Below are 18,711 nucleotides of genomic sequence, written 5' to 3' on the forward strand. Positions count from 1 at the left end.
GAAGGGGGACCAAGTGGCGAAGTTGAACCAGATCATCGCTGTCGAAAAGGGCGTCAAGAGCAAGTCGCTCCAGGACATCACCGCGGCGCACCACAAGGTGCAGAAGCCCGCCCTGCTGGCCGGTATCTCGCGCACGTACCAGCCGAAGGACGAGGAGGGTGAGCAACTGCCGCCCGAGTCCACGCGGGTGCAGGTGCAGGGTGAGGACGTGCTGCGCGAGATGGCGGCCTCGCTGACGCGGCTGTTCGACGTGACGGCGACCAAGGACTGGGCGAACTGCACGGCTCGTGCGGACGTCACGGTCGACGGGCGGACGATCGTCGCCGACGTTCCGGTCAGCTACCTCCTGTTCCTGGAGAAGCAGCTCACCGAGCTGCTCACCTTCGTCAAGAAGCTCCCCACGCTCGACGCCGCCGAGTCCTGGTCCCACGACCCGTCCACGGACTGGTGGAAGACGGACCCGGTGCGCACGATCCGTACGAAGAAGGTTCCGCGCAACCACGTCAAGGCCGAGGCGACGGACAAGCACCCGGCGCAGGTCGAGGTGTACTACGAGGACGTGCCCATCGGGTACTGGACGACCGTGAAGTTCTCCGGGGCGCTCCCCGCACGACGGGTGAACGAGCTGGTGGAGCGGGTCGAGAAGCTCCAGCAGGCCGTGAAGTTCGCCCGTGAGGAGGCCAACGGCGCCGAAGTCACCGACCGGCGGGTCGGCGACGCGGTGTTCGGCTACCTGTTCGGCTGACGCCGACCGCGGGTAGCCTCTGCAATCGCCCCCGCGTGCGAGCGCGGGGGTGCGCGACAGGCGCGGGCCGGATCGAGGACCGGTTCGCGCGAGGAGCGCAAGCTGACACTGAAGTTCAGCCTGAAGAAGCGGCCTTCCGACTGGAAGCCGCGATCAATCTCAGACTCTCGCTCCAGTCTCAGCATCGCCGCCGATCGCCGGAACGACCGGGGACGGACGAACGCCGTCGGATGCGAGTTCGACTCTCGCCTGCACCTCTTGCACGGTGCGGTAGTTCAAAGGAAGAACACGACGGCATGATGACTGATCCGTCCTCTTGAACGCCGCCGGCGTGCGCAATTGGGTGGCATCCCCAGGGGCCCGGGAGCTGGATACGACTCCCGGGCTCCGCCACGTCCGGCGACGACGGCGTAGCCGGACACGGCCCTTTCTCGAACTGAAGTGACCCCTCGGCTCCCGACACCGGAAGGCGCACTGCACCAACGCGCGTCGCAGACTCGTGTTCAGTCAGCCGGTGAGGAGCACACGTGCTCAAAAGACAGTACGGGGGAGTTACCGTGCTCCTCGTGACCTTGGCCTTCAGTTACGTGGGCTACCGCCTCAACGACCGGTCTCCCCACCCACCGTGGGTGATCGGCGAACTGGTGGCCGGGGTGATCGTCACGGCCGTTCTGGCCCGGGTGGGAAAGAAGGAGGGCGACCCGTCCCGGGTCCCGTCCCCTGGCCGGCCGGTCGGCCGGGGCGTCAGCGTCTGACCACGTGCAGGTCGGCCTCGATCCGGGCCACGGTCGCCAGGAGTGAGGGCAGCAGATCGCGGCGGACCGAGTCGACGGAGTCGCGGCTCGCGTGCACGGGGATGCTGACGGCGGCGACGACGGTGCCGTCCCTGTCGCGGACCGGAGCGGAGCGGCCACGGTGCGCAGACCCACCTCGAGTTCCCGGTCCATGATGGCGTACCCCTGCTTGCGGATCCGCTGGAGCTCGGCCGCCGCCTTCTGGGTGGCACTCGGTGACACCCTCACCGGCTGGCCCTTGGGCTGCTCATCGCCACCGTCGCGGGCATCGCCGCCGGCGTGCTGATCACCGTGGCCCCGTATCTGCGCGAGGCGACGTCCAGCACCGTCGAATTCCTGCGGCCGATCCCCTCGGTGGCGCTGATTCCCCTCGCCGTCCTGCTCTTCGGCACCGATCTGCGCTCCACGCCGCTGCTGGTCGTCTGCGCCGCCTTCTGGCAGGTCCTCTACGGAGTCCAGGACCCGGACCCCGTCGCGGAGGAGACCGCCCGCTCCTACGGCCTGGCGACCTGGACCCGGATCCGCCACGTGCTGTGGCCGACCGCCCTGCCGTACGTCGTGACCGGCGTCCGGCTCGCGGCGGCCGTCGCCCTCGTCCTCGCGATCACCGCCGAACTCATCATCGGCACGCCCGGCCTCGGCCCCCGTATCGCCGTCGCACAGACCTCCCACGCCGTCCCCGACATGGACGCGCTGGTCGCCGTCACCGGGCTGATCGGCGTCCTGATCGACCTGGGTGCACGTGCCGTCGAGCGTCGGCCCCGGCCCGGACAGTGCCTGCGCTGCCCGGGCCGGGAGACCCGGTCGCCCGCCCGCCGGCTCAGTGCCGGGCACCCCCGTCGGCGCCCAACGAGCGTTCGGCGACCCCCGCCAGATGCCGGGCGAAGACCTCGCGGGCGTCGGGTGTGAGACCGCGCAGCGCCACCAGGGCCGTGAGCGCGACATCGCACAACTCCGCCTGTACGTCCTCCCATCCGTGGGTGATGCCCTTGCGCGGGTTCTGACCGGTCGCGCCGATCACCGCCTGGGCGACCTCGCCGATCTCCTCGGACAGCTTCAGGACGCGCAGCAGCAGACCCTCCCGGCCGTCGACCGCGCGGTTGGCGTCCAGCCAGGCGTGCAAGGCGTCGACGGACTCCCAGAGACCGGCGGACGGTACGGAGGAGGAGGGCGCGGGGGACACGGAGGGGGTCGTGCTCGGATCGCTCATACGGCAGACCCTGGCACAGGAGACGGACAGCGCCCGGCGGTCCTCCGCGCAGGCCCTGACCGGTGCCGTCGGGAACTCGTGAACATGTCCGAGACCGACAGCGCCCAGGTGTCTCCCGAACCGCTGCCGAAGTGCTGTCCGAACTCCTGTACCGAGCACGGCCGCGTCGCCGCAGGTCGCGGAGTGCGGTCCCGCGGCCCCGGGGATTGCGCGGCGGAGTCGTGGGTTCCTCACACGCGCCGGCTGTCGTCCGCTTCCGTCCGGTGGGCGGCCGGGGCCTTGCCGGGGCCGTCGTCCGTGTCGCGGGGCAGGCCGATGGCGAGGAGCGCGACGTCGTCGTCGAGGTGCTCTGCGGTGTGCCGGTACAGGTCGGCGAGCAGGGCGTCCAGCACGTGGTCCGGGTCCGGTGGGAGGGGGCGGGACAGCCGCGGGACGGGGTCGTAGAAGACCCCGCGGTGGTCGCGGGCCTCGACGACGCCATCGGTGAACAGCACCAGGACCGCCCCCTCGGGCAGGGCGTACCGGTCGACAGGGATGTCCGGGCCGCCGAGGTCGGCCAGACCCAGCGGCAGTGAAGGCGCGCCCGGCTCCAGCGGGCGGGCCCGGCCGCGGTGGACCAGCAACGGCGCCGGGTGCCCCCGATTGGCCGTGCGCAGGGTGGAGCCGTCGGCGGACAACTCGGCGATGACGGCGGTGACGAACGTCTCGGGTCCTGTCCCGCCCTCGGCGGCGTTGGCCTCCTGCACCCGCTCCTCCAGCCAGCGGACCACGCCGGGCAGGTCCGGAGCGCGAAGGGCGGCCTCGTGGAAGGTGCCCAGCAGCGCGTTGACGGTGTGGACCGCGCCCAGGCCCTTGCCGCGGACATCGGCGATCATCAGCCGGACGCCATGGGGCGTGGGGCGGATCGCGTACAGATCGCCCCCGATGGCGGCCTCCCGCGCGGCGGCCTCGTACCGGACGGCCACGGCCAGCGGCCCGATCCGTTTGGGCGGGGAGGGGAGCACCGCGCGCTGGACGGCCTCGGCGACCTCGCGGGCGTTCTTCAGCTGCCGCCGCTCGCGGGCCAGCAGCCGGTTGACGACCGCGGCCAGGAGGGTCAGGGTGACGAAGGTGGAGAACGGGACGATGTCGTCGACGCCGAACGGCAGCCTGCCTTTCACCAGCGGCAGGAGGACCGCGGCGAGGAGCGCCGCCCCGCCGGTGGCGACCGTCCCGGCCAGGGAGAGCCAGGGCGCGACCAGCACGGGGGCGGCCGCCAGCAGGGGGAACACCCTCACACCTCGCGGGGTGAGGAGGTCGAGGACGAACACGCCGAGGATCAGCGCGGCGGGCAGCCATCGAAGCCACCGTTTTTCGCGGGGCGGTGACGCGCGGATGGGGCCCATTCTCCTGCGCTCCGGGGGTGTTCCTGGACGGAATCCGGGTTTCAGTCTCTGCCGCATCCCCGGCCCCGGCGACCGGAACACCACGATGGCAGTGCTAGTGCCGTGACAGAGCCTTCTGCTCGCCCTCCTTCGCCCTGTCCAGGCGTCTGGACCGTGCGCCCACGACTGCCACGGTGACCGCAGCGGTCGCCGCGAAGGCCACCGGGACCATCCAGCCCCGGTTGGCCGTGTGGCCGAGGACGTGGTCCACCGAAAGGCGGCCGGGCCCCGCGAGGGCGAGGCCGACCGCCGTCAGGCCCAGGAGGGCGGCCTGCTCGTAGCCGCCCTCCTGGTTGAAGAAGCCGTTGGGCGTGTGCACGGCGGCCGCGCCCGCCATCGCACCGGCCGCCGCAGCGCCCGCCGCCGGGGTCGCCAGGCCGAGCGCGAGCAACGCGCCGCCACCCGCCTCCGCGAGGCCGCCGCCGTCGCGCCGGCCTTACCCGGTGAGTAGCCGATGGCCTCCATGAACTGGCCGGTGCCCTCGATCCCGCCACCGCCGAACCAGCCGAACAGCTTCTGCGCGCCGTGCGCCGCCAGCGCCCCGCCGTCCCCAGCCGGAGCAGCAGCAGGCCCACATCGCGTCGGTCGTCACAGGTCACGTCGTCTCCCGGGGCAGTCGCTTCGCGTGACCACCGTCGCATCCCGGCGTCCCGCCCGGCCCGCCGCCGCCCGCCGTTCGGGTGGCGGCGGGTGGCGGTGGCCGGCGGCCGGTAGGGCGCTGGCAGGCATGACCATGCAGACCTCCCGCCTCAGCGTCCCCGCCGTCCGCGCCTTCGTCACCACGGTCGACAACCACGACCGGGAGGGCTTCATGGTCCTGCTCGCGCCCGGGGCGACCATGGCGGACGACGGCAGCGACCGCGATCTCGCCGACTGGATCGACCGGGAGATCTTCTCCTCCCGCGGTCACATGGACGTCGACAGCGAGTCCGACGGCGGACGCAGCCTCCTGGTCCGCTACCGCAACAACACCTGGGGCGAGATGCGCACCCGCTGGAGCTTCACCGTCGACGACGACGGCAGGATCAGCCGCTTCGAGACCGGCCAGGCCTGACGGGCCGACGGTTCGAGGTTGCCGGGGCCGACGGCCTGATACAGCAGCCGTTCCACCCCACCGGCGCACGCCCCGCTGTCCCATGCGGGTCCGCCCCCTGCCGGTGCGGTGGAACGGCTGCCCCTCCCCCTGAAGGTGGCCTGCGGAAGCCTTCAGCTCCAAGTGTGAAACTTTGGTGCAGGAAGGTTGAGCATATGTCCGCCGCAGGTCGCAATGCTGCGGACGTCCGTATTCCGCTTGTGTGGATCGGGGGAGTCGGTGCTGCCTGACAGTCCGTCGGCGAGGCAGGCAGGCCCGTGACCGGAGCGGAGGCGGTGTCAGAAGCTATACGGCATCCCCCGGGTAGCGGACGCCGATACGGTCGCGGATGGCGTCGAGCGTCCGCATCACGGCGAGCGTGCCGTCCAGCGGGACGAGTGGGGACTCGGTCTCTCCGGCCCGCAGGGCGCGCATCACCTCGGCGGCCTCGTGGCCGAGCGTGTCGCGGGGCCCGTCCGCCGGGTCGGCCGTGAACTTCTCGGCCTCCCGGCCGTCCCGGTGCAGCACGAACCCGTCCGGGAAGAAGAAGCCGTACGGGATGTCGATCCGGCCCGCGGAACCGGTGATCGACGCCGAGGTCTCCGTACCGCCGACGAGGGAGCAGTGCACCGACGCGAGGGCGCCGTCGTCCCAGGAGAGCAGCGCGCCCGTCTGGAGGTCGACCTTCTCCTCGGAGAGCGTCGCCTTCGCCACGACGTCCGACGGCTCCCCGAGCAGCAACTGCGCGAACGACACCGGATACACACCGAGGTCCAGCAGCGCGCCCCCGCCCAGCGCGGGATCCCGCAACCGGTGCGACGCCGTGAAGTCCCCCGCCAGCCCGAAGTCGGCCCGCACGCTGCGCACCTCACCGATCGCACCGTCGTCGATCAGCGCCTTCAGCCGCCGCACCACGGGATGGCAGTACATCCACATGGCCTCCATCAGAAAACGCCCCCGGTCGCGCGCCAGGGCGACCAGTTCCCCGGCCTCCCGCGCGTTGAGCGTGAACGGCTTCTCGCACAGCACGTTCCGCCCGGCCTCCAGGGACAGCCCGGCCGCCGCCCGGTGCGCCGAATGCGGAGTGGCGACGTAGACGACGTCGACCTCCTCGTCCCGCGCGAGCAACTCCCAGTCGCCGTACGCCCGCTCGATCCCGAACCGGTCGGCGAACGCCCGCGCCGACTCCGCCGACCGCGAGGCCACCGCGACGACCTCCGCGCCCGGCCCCGCGGCAGAGCCGCTGTGTGCCGCAGCCACCAGATCCGCCGTGAACCTCGCGGCGATCCCGCCGGTCGCCAGAATTCCCCAGCGCACGTTCTGCCCCGTCATCCGCCCCACCCCTGCCTGTCCCGCTGCTCGTGTCAGCGCCCGCGTCCTCGCCCCCGGAATCCCTCGCGGTCCCTGGAATCCCTCATGGAAGCGCTCCCACGGCATTGTCGCCGACACCGAGCACTCCGTACGAGCTGAGAGCATAGGGAGCGGATGACTCGGAAAGGGAGGGGCTACATGGCCGAGGGTGGGGCGTCCATATCCCGCTCGACATCGAGCACAGCGCGGGAAGCGGCCGTACCGGACACGGAGGCGGCCGCTTCGCCGCTCCCCGGCACCGCTGCCGGCAAGGGGGACGGAGCGTGAATCCCGGGATCCCGGGGACCCCCGGGCGGGCCGGTCTCCTGGTCACGCTCATCCTGGGCAGCCTGACCGCCACGAGCCCGCTGGCGATGGACATGTACCTCCCCGCGCTCCCGGAGGTCACCCGGTCGCTGGGGTCGACGGCGGCCACCGTCCAGCTCACCCTCACCGCCTGCCTGGCCGGCATGGCGGTCGGGCAGCTGGTGGTGGGGCCGATGAGCGACCGGTGGGGGCGCAGGCGCCCGCTGCTGACCGGACTCGCCGTCTACGTCGTCGCCACCGCGCTGTGCGCGTTCGCGCCCACCGTGGAACTCCTCATCGCCTTCCGGCTGGCCCAGGGCCTCGCGGGCGCGGCCGGCATCGTCATCGCGCGGGCGGTGGTCCGCGACCTGTACGACGGTGTGGCCATGGCCCGCTTCTTCTCCACCCTCATGCTGGTCTCCGGGGTCGCGCCGATCGTGGCGCCGCTGATCGGCGGTCAGGTCCTGCGGGTGACGGACTGGCGGGGCGTCTTCGTCGTCCTCACCGCCCTCGGCGTACTGCTGTCGGTCGTGGTCTGGGTGAAGCTGCCGGAGACACTGGCGCCCGCCGACCGCCACGGCGGCGGGGTCGGCGAGGCCCTCGGCTCCATGCGCCGGCTGCTCGCCGACCGGGCCTTCAGCGGCTACGTACTCACCGGCGGGTTCACCTTCGCCGCCCTGTTCGCCTACGTCGCCGCCTCCCCGTTCGTCGTCCAGGAGATCTACGGCGCCTCCCCGCAGACGTTCAGCCTGCTGTTCGGGCTCAACTCGGTGGGGCTGGTGATCATGGGCCAGGTCAACGGCAAGGCGCTGGTCGGCCGGGTCCGGCTGGACCGGGTACTCGGCCTCGGCCTCGCCGTCGTCCTGGCCGCCGCGACCGCAGTGCTGCTGATGGCGCTGGGCGTGTTCGGTGACGTCGGGCTCACCCCCGTGGCCGTCGCGCTGTTCGTGCTGATGTCCGCCATGGGCATCACGCTGCCCAACACCCAGGCGCTCGCCCTGATGCGCACCAGGCACGCCGCCGGCTCCGCGTCCGCGCTGCTCGGCATGTCCTCCTTCCTCATCGGCGCGCTCGCCTCCCCGCTGGTCGGGATCGCCGGGGAGGACACCGCCGTTCCGATGGCCGTCGTCCAACTGACCGCCGCCCTGGTGGCGCTGGCCTGCTTCGTGGGAATGTGCCGTCCCCGGGGCGGACGGACGAGCGCGGCGGACCCCCTCACCCCCCGCCCGCGCGGAACCGAGCGAGCGGAGGCGGAGAGCTGAGCGCACCGAGACTGCGCCCCGGCACCCCCGAACGAGCCGGGCTCGACCCCCGCGAACTCCGGGCCCTGGTGAGCGAGGTGCACGCCGGCACCACCGGGGAGCGTCCCTGGGCGGCGGGCGCCGTCGTGGCCGTCGGCCGCGGCCCGGTGCTCGCCGTGCAGGAGGCGGTGGGCTGGGCCGTGCGCTACGCGGCGTACGACGAACACACGGACACCGCGGTGGAACTGCCACCGGCCGACCGGGTGCCGATGACCGTGGACACCCCCTTCGACCTGGCGTCCCTGACCAAACTGTTCACCTCGGTGGCCGCCGTGCAGCAGATCGAGCGGGGCACCCTGGGCATCGACGCCCGCGTGGGTGCGTACCTGCCGGACTTCTCCGCGGCCGCCCGGCACGGCATCACCGTCCGGCAACTGCTCACCCACACCTCCGGGCTGCGCCCCGAACTCCCCTTGTACGACTGCGCCGACGACGCGGAACGGCTCGCCCTGCTCCGCGCCGAACGGCCGGTCTCGGCGCCCGGCACGTACCGCTACTCCGACCTGAACATGCTGCTGCTCCAGCACGTCCTGGAACGCCTCACCGGCCGCACGCTCGACACGCTCGTCCACGACGGCATCACCCGGCCGCTCGGCATGACCGCCACGGACTTCGGCCCGTGTCCGGGCGCGGCGGCCACCGAGGACCAGCGGCGGCCGTGGGCCAAGGCGGACCGTGGGATGCTGCGCGGCGAGGTGCACGACGAGAACGCCTGGGCGCTCGGCGGGGTCGCGGGTCACGCCGGCCTCTTCTCCACCGGCCGCGACCTGGCGGTCTTCTGCCGTGCCCTGCTGGCGGGCGGCTCCCACGGCCCCGCCCGCATCCTCGGCCCCGACTTCGTGGAACTGCTCCTCACCCCGCCGGGCCTGGGCTTCGCCGTGGACCAGCCGTGGTTCATGGGGGAGCTCGCGGGGCGCGGAGCGGCGGGCCACACCGGCTTCACGGGCACGTCCCTGGTCCTCGACCGGGCCACGGACACCTACCTCGTCCTCCTCGCCAACACGGTCCACCCCCGCCGCCCCCCGACCCCGCCCAACGGACCCCGCGCGCGTGCGGCCACCCGGGTGGCCCGCGCGGTCCGGGGGAGGTGAATCCGGCCGCCGGCCCGCACCCTAGAATCGCCGGGTGAACGCCCCCGCTCCCGTGTCTTCCGCCGACGCCCTGCGCAGTGCGCTCGCCGGACTGCTCGACGGGCTCCCACCGCGGCAGGCCGCGCAGGCCGTCGAGCGGCTGATCGCCACCTACCGGGGCGCCACCCCGACCGGGGCGCCCATCCTGCGGGACCGCGCGGACGTCGCCGCCTACGCCGCGTACCGCATGCCGGCCACCTTCGAGGCCGTACGGTCGGCGCTGGCGGCGTTCGCGGACGCCGTGCCCGAGTGGACGCCCGGTGACCACGTCAACATCGGGGGCGGCACCGGCGCCGCCGCCTGGGCGGTGAGCGCCACCTGGGACGGGGAGCGGCCGGTGACCGTCCTCGACTGGGCCGAGCCCGCACTCGCCCTCGGCCGGGAACTCGCCGTCGCGAACCCCGCCCTCGAGGACGCCCGCTGGCACCGCTCGCGGATCGGCACGGAGCTCACCCTCGACCGCACCGACCTCGTCACCGTCTCCTACGTCCTCAACGAACTGACCGCCGCCGACCGCACCGCCCTCGTCGACGCCGCCGCCGGCGCCGCGCAGGCCGTCGTGATCGTCGAACCCGGCACCCCCGACGGCTACACCCGCCTCATCGAGGCCCGCGACCGGCTGATGTCCGCCGGCTTCCGGGTCGCCGCCCCCTGCCCGCACAGCCTCGCCTGCCCCATCGCGCCCGGCACGGACTGGTGCCACTTCGCGGCCCGGGTCAGCCGTTCCTCGCTGCACCGCCAGGTCAAGGGCGGCTCCCTACCCTACGAGGACGAGAAGTTCAGCTACGTCGCCGCCACCCGCCTGCCCGCCGCCCCGGCCGCCGCCCGCGTCGTCCGCAAGCCGCAGCTCCGCAAGGGCCAGGTCCTCCTCGACCTCTGCGAGGGGGGCCCGGCCCTGCGCCGCACCACCGTGACCAAACGCCACGGCGACCTGTACCGGGCGGCGAGGGACGCGGCCTGGGGCGACACCTGGCCACCACAGGCCGACGACGACGGGGAATGACGACAGGGCCTGACGAGGGGGACCAGGGCAGGACTAGGGTCGGCTTTCCTGCCCGGAGCCCCCTCCGTCCCGGTCTTCCCGGTCTTCCCGCTCTTCCTGCTGCTTCTGCTGCTCCTTCCGTTGCTCCTGGAGCTTGCGCAGCAGCTCGCGTTTCTGGGCCTGGGGGTCGAGCCCGCCCCCGACGCGCCCGTCGCGTCTCCCGCCGCGCAGGGCCTTGCGGCCGAGGTGCTGCCGGGTGCCGCCGACGCCCAGCATGTTTCCGGCTCCGCCTCGGGACATGGTGATCTCCCTCCGATGAGCGCCCCCTGCGGGCGCACGTGACGAAACGTATCGTCTCGATCCGATCCCTCTCACTGTCAGGCGAGACGCGTCGTCTTGTCAACCTGGTAAATTCGCCCCATGGCCACGAACAACCCCGCACCCCCCGACTCCACCCGCCGCAGTGAGCGCTCCCGCCGTGCCATCTACGACGCGGCCGTCGCCCTGGTCGTGGAGGTCGGCTACCCGAAGACCACCATCGAGGGCATCGCCGCCCGCGCCGGCGTCGGCAAGCAGACGATCTACCGGTGGTGGGCGTCGAAGGCGGACGTCCTGCTGGAGGCGTTCCTCGACCTGAGCGCGCAGGCCGCCCGCGCCGTCGGACAGGAACCGGGGAGCGGCGAGGGGGGCGGGGTACCGGACACCGGGGACCTCGCCGCCGACCTCAGGCTCGTCCTGCGGGCCACGGTCGACGAACTGCGCGACCCGGTGTTCGAGGCGCCGTCCCGCGCACTGGCCGCCGAGGGTGTCGTCAACGAGGAACTCGGCCGGAGGTTCGTCGCCAAGCTGCTGGAACCGCAGCTTCAGCTGTACGTCGACCGGCTGCGCTCCGCGCAGGAGGCCGGAGAGGTCCGGCCCGACATCGACCCGCGCATCGCCCTGGAGCTCTTCGTCTCCCCGCTCGCCCAGCGCTGGCTGCAGTACACGGGGCCGATCACCTACGAGTACACCGACACCCTCGTCGACTACGCCCTGAACGGCCTCGCCCCCCGCTGACCGGGGTCGCCCGCGAGGCCTCCTCGGTCACACCGGCGTGCCCCCGGCGTGTACCTTTCGCCCCCCGGGACGCCCCTTCGTCCTGTCCGTGCACCGCTTGTCCCAGGTACGCCTATTGTGGGCTCCGGCCCCCCGATGCGTACGAGGGTGGGACCATAGGGCATGCTGAGGGGCACGACGGCGAGGCGAGGAGTTAGATGAGCGCGGAGTTCGGCGGCAGGACCGGCAGGCAGGGCAAACTCTCCCGGTGGCTGCGTGGCCGCCGCCCGGAACCGGCCGTCGACGAAGGCGGCCGTGAGGCTCTGCTGCTCGCCGCCGCCGAAGCGGGACTGCCGCTCGCGCCCGCCGCCCACCCCGCCGCCGGATACCGATGTTCGTGCGACCGCGTCGGCTGCCCCACTCCCGCCCGGCACCCGGTGTCGTTCGCCTGGCAGACACAGTCCACCACCGACCGCGCCCAGATCGAACGCTGGGCCCGCCACCAGTCGCAGGCCAACTTCATCACCGCGACCGGCATGGTGCACGACGTACTCGACGTGCCCCTGAACGCCGGTCGCGAGGCGCTTACGCGCCTGCTGGCGGCAGGAGTCGAGGTCGGGCCCGTCGCGGAGAGCGACGACGGCCGCATACTGTTCTTCACCCTCACCCGGGGCACCCCCGAGGACGAGGACGAGTGGTGGCCGTGCGAGCTGGACTGCCATCCCGAGACCATGGACGAGCACCCCGGCCTGCGCTGGCACTGCCGCGGCTCCTATGTCCTGGTACCGCCCGCGCGACTGCCCGGTGACGACCACCGGTCGGTGCACTGGGTACGCGGCCCGGAGCATCCGCTGCCGGACCCGCTGAGCCTGCTGGAATACCTCACCGACGCCTGCGCCCGCCACGCCGTCGAGTACCCCGACCAGGCGAACACGGCCTGGCCCCCGCGCCGTTAGGCCCCTCGTCCGGAGCGTGCCGCCCCGGGGCCCTACTCGCCCTTCGCCGACGTCAGCCCCTGGATCCGCCCCAGGATCTCCACCTGGCCGTCGCCCGGGTCCAGAGCCACCTCGTTGGAGACGAACTCCATCGTCAGGGTCTGCCGGATCTCACCCGTGGTCAGCGCCAGCACCTCCTTGTTCGGCGTCGGCACGGACGCCCCGTCCGCGGCGGTCTGCTTCTCGTAGTGGCGCGTCGTGAAGAAGACCAGCGCCCCGCCGTCCTCGGTGCGCAGCGCCAGGGGCGCGTAGTCGCCGTTCGTCAGCGGCTCGTCGATGTACTGCGTGGCCAGCCCCGGCCGCGCCGACTGCTTCGTGCGCAGCGCCCGCCAGGCGCTGGTGTGCGGGCCCTCGGCGAAGGTGGCGCCGCCGCCCTTCCCGTCCTCGCCGTCCTTCAGGTACGTCGCGTAGTGCGCGCTCAACTCGCCGGGCGGCACGGCGAGATCGGTGGCGTTCGCGGGGACGGCCTCGGCCCAGCCGTCCTTGTCCAGCGGGAACTCGGGTATGTCGTCCGGGGCCACCAGCGTCAGATACGCCGCCTCCCAGGTCTCGTCGAGACCGTTCCGGGTGAACACCAGCAGCCAGCGCACGTCGCCGCCCTTGTTGCCCGCCGCGTCCGCGAGGAACCAGCGGGGCCAGCCGGCCTTCTTGGGGATGGTGAACTTCGCGTCCGTCAGCTTCAGCGGCGAGTGCCCGGGGTTGCCGTCCGGGTTGTTGGCCTTCCCGGCCGTCAGCCGGGCCTTGTCGATGTCACCGAGCGCGCCGGTGGTGTACTCGGCGTCCAGGGAACTGTCGTACGCCTTGTCGGCCTTGTTGTAGGCGGTCGTGAACTCCTGGAGCGCCTGCGCCGCTTCGGCGCGGGTGGTGGCCGGAAGCACCTCGCGCTCGCCGTGCACCACCACGCAGCCGCTCGCCGTCAACGACAGAGCGGTCACCGAGGCCGCGATCAGCGCGCTCCGGTCGAACCCGCGGACCTTTCGAAGACCGACATCCCTGCTCATCCGGTTCCTTCACCTTCCCCTTTCCGGAGGCGAACCCTACCGGGACGAGGTACGGCGCGAACATGCGGACGGGACACAGCGACCACACCGTGACCGAGCAGGAGCGGGAAGCAGCCGGGCCGGGGCCCGCCGACGTCAGCCGTTCCCGGTGGGGATGACCGGTACCGTGCCCCCGCGATGCTTGGATGCCCCGGTGAATACGACGTGGTGCGTGTCTTCCGCGGTCCTCACGGCGGGTGCGGCGACGAACTCGGTGTCGTCCGCGACGGTTCCGTGATGCCCGAGCGGAGCGACCGGCAGGAGTTCGCCGCGAAACTCGGCTCCAGGGAGACCGTGTTCGTCGACGACCCCGAGCGCGGGGTGATCGGCATCTACACTCCGACCCTGCGCCTGCCCTTCGCCGGCCACCCGTGCGTCGACGCGGCCTGGCTGCTCGACGTGCCCGAACTCGACACCCCGGCGGGGGTGGTGGGCGCACGGCGGGACGGGGAGTTCTGCCGGATCGAGGCGCGCGCGGAGTGGGTGCCGCCGCGCACCCTGCGTCAGTACGCCACCGCGGCCGAGGTCGACGACCTGGCCGTACCACCGAAAGGGGTGGGGGCACCTCCCACGCCTTTCGGGCAGTGGGGGAGGATTTACGCCTGGGCCTGGGAGGACGAGGCGGCGGGCCGCTTCCGGGCCCGCGCCTTCCCCGGCCGCATTGAGGAGCGCGGCGACAGCCGCTCCGGTGGAGCCGGTGCCCGCACCGGGTTCATCGACGAGGACGAGGCGACCGGCGCCGCCGCCCTCCTGCTCACCGACCGGCCGGCCCGCGCCCTGAACACCACTCAGGGCGCGGGCTCCCAGATCCTCACGGCACCGCAGCCGCACGGCTGGACCGAGAGCGGCGGCCGGGTGCTCCCGGAGCGCTGAGCCCTGTGCTCAGCCCATCTCCTCCAGCGTCTTGCCCTTGGTCTCCGGCACCCACTTGAGGATGAACGGGACCGCCAGAGTGGCGAAGATCGCGTAGATCACGTACGACCCGGACAGGTTCCACTCCGACATGGTCGGAAACGTCGCGGTGACCAGCCAGTTGGCGATCCACTGCGCGCAGGCGGCGACGCCGAGCGCGGCCGCGCGGATGCGGCTGGGGAACATCTCGCCGAGCAGCACCCAGACCGCCACGCCCAGCGACATGGCGAAGAAGAGGACGAAGGTGTGGGCGGCGACCAGCGCGACGGCGGCCTGGGTGTCGGGCAGCGAGATGTCGGCGCCCGTTCCGGTCTTGTAGGAGAAGGCCCAGGCGACGGCCGCGAGGGAGACCGCCATGCCGGCGGAACCGGTCACGGCCAGCGGCTTGCGGCCGACGCGGTCGATGAGCACCATCGCGATCACCGTGCCGACGATGTTGATGACCGAGGTGGTGAACGAGTAGAAGAACGAGCTCGTCGGGTCGATGCCCACCGACTGCCACAGCGAGGAGCTGTAGTAGAAGATCACGTTGATGCCGACGAACTGCTGGAATACCGACAGTCCGACGCCGACCCAGACGATCGGCAGCAGGCCGAAGCGGCCGCGGAGGTCCTTGAACCGCGGTGCCTTGTCGCTGCGCATGGCCAGTTCGATCTCGGCCACCCGGGCATCGAGATCGACCTGCGCACCTTCGAGCCGGCGCAGCACGTCCTTGGCCTGGCCGGTTCTGCCGACCGAGATCAGGTAGCGCGGCGACTCCGGGATGCGCAGCGCGAGCAGACCGTAGACCACGGCGGGAACGGCCGCGATGCCGAGCATGACCTGCCACGCCTCCAGGCCCAGCAGGCTGCCGCGCTGGTCCCCGTCCGCGAGGGTGAGCACCGTCCAGTTGACCAGCTGGGAGACGGCGATGCCCAGCACGACGGCGGCCTGCTGGAAGGAGACGAGTCGGCCGCGGTACTCGGTGGGCGCGACCTCGGCGATGTACGTCGGGCCGATCACGGAGGCCATGCCGATGGCCACACCGCCCACGATGCGCCAGAAGGACAGGTCCCACGCCGTGAACGGCAGCATCGAGCCGATACTGCTGGCCAGGAAGAGCAGGGCGGCCAGCTGCATCACCCGGAGGCGGCCGATGCGGTCGGCGAGCCGTCCCGCGAGCATGGCGCCGCCGGCCGCGCCGAGCAGGGCGATGGCGATGACGGCGCCGAGCGTGGCGGCGCCGACGTCGAACCGCCCCCTGATGCCCTCGACGGCGCCGTTGATCACAGCGCTGTCGTAGCCGAAGAGGAAGCCGCCCATCGCGGCGGACGCCGCGATGAAGACGACGTGACGCAGCCGGTTCGGCCGGGCCGCGAGGCCTCCGGCAGCGGGCTGCTGTGTTGTGCTCGTCACCTACGAACTCCTGTGATGTGGTGTGTCGTTGCCGTCTGCCTCGGGCGAGGAGCAAGGACAGTGGACGCCGCGGCAGGTGTACGCACCCTGCGGAGGGCGGCGCTCGGTTCGGAAGAAAACTGGTGACCTGCTTCCGGACGCGGGAAGCAGGGTGGCCGATCGGTCGATCGGGGCGCTTGAGCACGCCGGTGCCGTCCGGGGAGGTCGGGGTGTCCGGCGGCTGAGTGACGTTCCGGCCCGTGTGTGCGGCCCGGGGCGGGCCGCACACACGGGCCGGAACGTCCGCGCCCGGGGCGGCGTCCGGCCCGTCCGCCGTCCGGGGAAGGACTGTGCTGCGGAGGGCCGGGCGCCGCCCCGTTCGTGTCATGCCGAGCCGTACCGGCCGAGAGGTCTCGGCGCCGACCCGGTGCACGGGGGCGGGGTCCGTCAGTCGAGGCCCAGGCCGCGTCGGCCGGTCTCGTTGAGCTGGTCGACGCCGAAGCGGTCGGTCCAGGTGCGCTCGTAGTGCTCCTCGGGGAAGTCACTGGGGCTGGAGCCGGTCACGAACGCCTCGAGGACCTTCGCCGAGTACTCCTCGTTGCGGGGACACCAGGGAGCGGCGGGGATGTACATGACGTTGCCCCAGCCCTTCTGGTCGGTGATCGGCGCGACGCTGTGGATCATGTCGCAGTGCCACCAGACGGAGTCGCCCGCCTTGACGTCGGGGATGCCGGTGAGGGCTTCCATGAGGAGCGGGTGCCACTTCTCGTTGGCGGGGAAGACCTGGTTGGTGGTCACGCCGCACATGTCGTCGTCCGCGACGTCCGCGAGCAGCGGCCGCAGCATGAGGTACGCCATGGCCTCGGGGATCGGGACGGTGTGCAGGACGCCCTGGTCGTGGTCCATGTCCGACAGCGCGGTCCAGCCCTGGAAGGTGCGGAACGCCGAGCACATGGTGGAGCCGGGGTACTGGGGTCCGGCCGTGCGGTGGGCGGCGTCCCAGGGGTCGTACTCCTCTACGCTGCCGTCGAACAGGTGGCGGAACGCCTGCTGGTAGGCCTGCGTCAGCCACAGGTCGAGGGTGCCGGGGTCGAGGTGGGTGCCGAGCCCGTTGGAGTCGGCGCCCGGGGGACGGCGGCGGATGCGGTCGGGGTACAGCGCGTCGCGGTTCGGGTCGAACCACCGCACGCCCTCGGACTCGTGCTTCCACAGCGAGTTGAGGAAGGACTGGACGTTGGCCATCCGGTCGCTCTGGCGGGCCTCCATCTGGGCCTGCGACCAGTAGATGGGGTAGATCTCCGGCTTGGAGCCGACGCTGCCGAAGAAGTCGTCGCCGGGACCCTTGTAGCTCTCGAAGAACTCGTTCCGCTCCACGTAGTCCACGATCGAGGCGTCCCAGGCGAGGGCCTGGTCGCGCTCGAAGTGGCCGCGGACGACGAGGCAGCCGCGGCGGCGGAGCTTGTCGAGCTGCTCCGGGGTGACGGTGCCGTTCGCGATGTCCGCGTAGTCGATGACCGGCCACACGCTCTCGCCGCGCTCCTTGTCCGCCTGGATCTCGGCCAGGCGGGCGCGGACGCGCTCCTCGACGACGGCGAAGACCTTCTCGACGGTGCGTCCGGAGGACTCGATGCGGGCGCGCAGCGCGGGCTTGATCTCGCGGATGGCGGCGGCGAGGTCGTCGGGGACGGTCTCCCAGTGCGGCAGGGCGGGGAGAGCGGCCTGCTGGGTGCCGGTTGCCGGCGTCATTGCTCGACTCCTTTGGTCAGGACTCCTTACTAGAAGATCAACGTAGCTGTGCGACCACATTTGGGCAAGAGTCCTGACTAAAATCCTCGACATGTCACTGGCCAAGCCGTCACTCGAGATGCTGCGCGCGCTGACCGACGAGAACGTGCTGCGCGCGCTGATGGAGGAAGGGCGTCTGACCCGCGCGGAGATCGCCGCCCGGACCGGGATCTCCAAGCCGACGGTCTCCGACAGCGTGCGGCGGCTGAGCGAGGCCGGCCTGCTCGCCGACACGGGCGAGCGCACCACCGGCCGCGGCCGGGTCGGCACCTACTACTCGCTGGCCGCGGACACCGGGGCGGCACTGGTGGCGAGCATCAGCCCCGAAGGCGTCGTCGCGGAGGCGGTCGACGCCTTCGGCACCGCCACCGCCCGCGCCGAAGTCGGCCTGGGCCGCGCCCCGGGCCCGCACGCGACCGCCCGGGCCCTGACCGAAGCGGTCACGCTGGTCCGGCCCCGGGTGCACGGCCGGCTGCGTACGGCCGTGGTCAGCGCGGCCGATCCGGTCGACCGGGTCACCGGCCGCCTGGTGCATCTGCCGGACGCCCCGTTCCTGGTCGGAGACCTGGACCCGGCGGCGGTACTGGCCGATCTGGTGGACGGGACGGTGCTGGTCGACAACGACATCAACTGGGCCGCCCGCGCCGAGCGCGCCACCGGATGCGCCCTCGGCGTTGACGACTTCGTCTACGTCCACCTCGGCGAGGGACTGGGATGCGCGGTGGTCACCGACGCGGAAGTCCGCCGCGGACACCACGGGTTGGCCGGCGAGATCGCCCACCTCTACACCGCGGGGCCCCGGGGCACGGCGCTCCCCCTCATCGAGGTCTTCGCCGAACTCGGTCTGCGCCGGGCCGAGTCCACCGCCATCGACGTCGACGCCCTGCGCGCGGCCGCCCTCGGCGACTCCCCGGCGGCGCGGCGGACCCGCGGTGCGCTGGCCCGCGCGGTGGGCGGCGTGCTGGCAGCGGCGGTCGCCCTGGCGGACCCCCGACTGATCGTCCTCGGAGGCCTCTGGGGCGCCGAGCCGGGCATCGCCGAGGCGATCCGCGAGCACTTCGCCGGACTGCCCCGCAGCGTGCCGGTCGCCGCGGCCCAGGTCGCCGAACCCGCACTCGCCGGTGCCCGCGCCCGCGCCGTGGAGGCCCTGCGCACCGCGATCATCACCACGCCGCGCCCGGAACCGTCCGACTGACCCGAAGCGTCCGGGCGGGCGGCGCCCACCCGCGGCGCCGCTGGTGCTCTGACCGGGCAAG

At 72.4% G+C, this 18,711-nt stretch carries 17 protein-coding genes and 2 pseudogenes; 11 read left to right on the forward strand and 8 right to left on the reverse strand.

Annotated features, from left to right (window positions below; genetic code table 11):
- The first annotated feature begins 13 nt into the window (after positions 1-13).
- From WJ438_RS28765 to WJ438_RS28775, 3 genes and pseudogenes are all read left to right on the forward strand, one after another.
- Positions 14-745 (forward strand): hypothetical protein, encoded by a 732-nt coding sequence (locus WJ438_RS28765; RefSeq protein WP_406727792.1) that lies wholly within the window; start codon positions 14-16, stop codon positions 743-745.
- A gap of 566 nt (positions 746-1,311) precedes the next feature.
- Positions 1,312-1,500 carry a hypothetical protein gene (locus tag WJ438_RS28770; RefSeq protein WP_406727793.1) on the forward strand — a complete coding sequence of 63 codons (189 nt, stop codon included), beginning with the start codon at positions 1,312-1,314 and terminating at the stop codon, positions 1,498-1,500.
- Positions 1,501-1,732: 232 nt separating this feature from the next.
- A pseudogene (locus WJ438_RS28775) lies at positions 1,733-2,298 on the forward strand (ABC transporter permease); the annotation flags it as partial.
- A gap of 61 nt (positions 2,299-2,359) precedes the next feature.
- Here WJ438_RS28775 and WJ438_RS28780 read toward each other — a convergent pair.
- From WJ438_RS28780 to WJ438_RS28790, 3 genes and pseudogenes are all read right to left on the reverse strand, one after another.
- On the reverse strand, positions 2,360-2,749 hold the full coding sequence (locus tag WJ438_RS28780; RefSeq protein ID WP_406727794.1) for a MazG-like family protein: 390 nt from the start codon (positions 2,747-2,749) through the stop codon (positions 2,360-2,362).
- Positions 2,750-2,979: 230 nt separating this feature from the next.
- Positions 2,980-4,134: a PP2C family protein-serine/threonine phosphatase gene (locus WJ438_RS28785; RefSeq protein WP_406727795.1), complete on the reverse strand. Its 1,155-nt coding sequence runs from the start codon at positions 4,132-4,134 to the stop codon at positions 2,980-2,982.
- Positions 4,135-4,228: 94 nt separating this feature from the next.
- Positions 4,229-4,772 (reverse strand): annotated as a pseudogene (locus WJ438_RS28790) (DoxX family protein).
- A 128-nt stretch (positions 4,773-4,900) separates the two neighbouring features.
- Between WJ438_RS28790 and WJ438_RS28795 the strand changes: the two are divergent.
- A complete protein-coding gene (locus WJ438_RS28795) occupies positions 4,901-5,227 on the forward strand; it encodes a nuclear transport factor 2 family protein (RefSeq protein ID WP_406727796.1) in 327 nt (108 codons plus the stop codon).
- Positions 5,228-5,551: 324 nt separating this feature from the next.
- On the opposite strand, the gene WJ438_RS28800 is transcribed toward WJ438_RS28795, so the two are convergent.
- The gene (locus WJ438_RS28800; RefSeq protein WP_406727797.1) at positions 5,552-6,577 is read right to left on the reverse strand and encodes a Gfo/Idh/MocA family protein; all 1,026 of its coding nucleotides are present in this window, start codon (positions 6,575-6,577) and stop codon (positions 5,552-5,554) included.
- 302 nt (positions 6,578-6,879) lie between these two features.
- Here WJ438_RS28800 and WJ438_RS28805 point away from each other — a divergent pair, with 302 nt between their 5' ends.
- The 3 genes from WJ438_RS28805 to WJ438_RS28815 are packed head-to-tail and all read left to right on the forward strand — an operon-like array spanning position 6,880 to position 10,335.
- Complete coding sequence (locus WJ438_RS28805) at positions 6,880-8,163, forward strand: multidrug effflux MFS transporter (protein WP_406727798.1); 1,284 nt, start codon at positions 6,880-6,882, stop codon at positions 8,161-8,163.
- 11 nt (positions 8,164-8,174) lie between these two features.
- A complete protein-coding gene (locus WJ438_RS28810; RefSeq protein ID WP_406729841.1) occupies positions 8,175-9,293 on the forward strand; it encodes a serine hydrolase domain-containing protein in 1,119 nt (372 codons plus the stop codon).
- Between the two features lie 34 nt (positions 9,294-9,327).
- Positions 9,328-10,335 (forward strand): small ribosomal subunit Rsm22 family protein, encoded by a 1,008-nt coding sequence (locus tag WJ438_RS28815; RefSeq protein WP_406727799.1) that lies wholly within the window; start codon positions 9,328-9,330, stop codon positions 10,333-10,335.
- 33 nt (positions 10,336-10,368) lie between these two features.
- On the opposite strand, the gene WJ438_RS28820 is transcribed toward WJ438_RS28815, so the two are convergent.
- Positions 10,369-10,614, reverse strand: coding sequence for a DUF6243 family protein (locus WJ438_RS28820; protein WP_406727800.1), 246 nt, complete (start codon positions 10,612-10,614; stop codon positions 10,369-10,371).
- A 120-nt stretch (positions 10,615-10,734) separates the two neighbouring features.
- Between WJ438_RS28820 and WJ438_RS28825 the strand changes: the two genes are divergently transcribed.
- Entirely contained in the window at positions 10,735-11,370 is a 636-nt protein-coding gene (locus WJ438_RS28825) for a TetR/AcrR family transcriptional regulator (RefSeq protein ID WP_406727801.1), read from the forward strand.
- Between the two features lie 197 nt (positions 11,371-11,567).
- A complete protein-coding gene (locus WJ438_RS28830; protein WP_406727802.1) occupies positions 11,568-12,305 on the forward strand; it encodes a bifunctional DNA primase/polymerase in 738 nt (245 codons plus the stop codon).
- Positions 12,306-12,337: 32 nt separating this feature from the next.
- Here WJ438_RS28830 and WJ438_RS28835 read toward each other — a convergent pair whose 3' ends face one another.
- Positions 12,338-13,345 carry a hypothetical protein gene (locus WJ438_RS28835; protein WP_406727803.1) on the reverse strand — a complete coding sequence of 336 codons (1,008 nt, stop codon included), beginning with the start codon at positions 13,343-13,345 and terminating at the stop codon, positions 12,338-12,340.
- A 177-nt stretch (positions 13,346-13,522) separates the two neighbouring features.
- Between WJ438_RS28835 and WJ438_RS28840 the strand changes: the two genes are divergently transcribed.
- The gene (locus WJ438_RS28840) at positions 13,523-14,257 is read left to right on the forward strand and encodes a PhzF family phenazine biosynthesis protein (protein ID WP_406727804.1); all 735 of its coding nucleotides are present in this window, start codon (positions 13,523-13,525) and stop codon (positions 14,255-14,257) included.
- 9 nt (positions 14,258-14,266) lie between these two features.
- On the opposite strand, the gene WJ438_RS28845 is transcribed toward WJ438_RS28840, so the two are convergent.
- A complete protein-coding gene (locus tag WJ438_RS28845) occupies positions 14,267-15,691 on the reverse strand; it encodes a sugar porter family MFS transporter (protein WP_406727805.1) in 1,425 nt (474 codons plus the stop codon).
- 426 nt (positions 15,692-16,117) lie between these two features.
- The gene (locus tag WJ438_RS28850) at positions 16,118-17,416 is read right to left on the reverse strand and encodes a DUF1479 domain-containing protein (protein WP_406727806.1); all 1,299 of its coding nucleotides are present in this window, start codon (positions 17,414-17,416) and stop codon (positions 16,118-16,120) included.
- A 91-nt stretch (positions 17,417-17,507) separates the two neighbouring features.
- On the opposite strand from WJ438_RS28850, the gene WJ438_RS28855 reads away from it, so the two are divergent.
- A complete protein-coding gene (locus WJ438_RS28855; RefSeq protein ID WP_406727807.1) occupies positions 17,508-18,650 on the forward strand; it encodes an ROK family transcriptional regulator in 1,143 nt (380 codons plus the stop codon).
- Positions 18,651-18,711: the final 61 nt, after the last annotated feature.

This window comes from Streptomyces sp. GD-15H, from assembly GCF_045291515.1.
Lineage (GTDB): Bacteria > Actinomycetota > Actinomycetes > Streptomycetales > Streptomycetaceae > Streptomyces.